Raw genomic sequence first — 344 nt, 5'->3', positions numbered from 1 at the left:
CGGCCGGCCCCGCACACGGCCGGATCACGTCCTGGCAGACAAGGCCTACACCTCCCGCAAAAACCGTCGCCACCTGCGACGGCGCGGCATCCGGCACACCATCCCAGAACGCCTCGACCAGCAACGACACCGCAAGAACCGAGGCTCCCGAGGCGGGCGACCCACAGGCTTCGACAGCGAACGCTACAAGAAGCGCAACACCGTCGAACGAGCGATCAACCGGCTCAAAGGCTTCCGCGCCGTAGCCACCCGCTACGAAAAACGGGCCTACATCTCCCTCGGCACCGTCACCCTCGCAGCCCTCATCATCTGGCTCCGCACATGATCCGAGAAACACTGCCTAA

The 344-nt window shown here is 64.8% G+C and carries 1 protein-coding gene; it reads left to right on the top strand.

Going from position 1 to position 344, the window contains the following annotated elements; translation table 11 throughout:
- A partial coding sequence (locus tag IF89_RS0136420) for an IS5/IS1182 family transposase (protein WP_030777953.1) occupies positions 1 to 325 on the top strand: 325 nt, incomplete at its 5' end.
- Between the last annotated feature and the right edge of the window lie 19 nt (positions 326 to 344).

Source organism: Streptomyces sp. NRRL F-2664 (assembly GCF_000719345.1).
In the GTDB taxonomy this organism is placed as follows: Bacteria; Actinomycetota; Actinomycetes; order Streptomycetales; family Streptomycetaceae; genus Streptomyces.
Note: the sequence above shows the minus strand (reverse complement) of the source record. Positions and strands in the feature narration are given on the sequence as shown.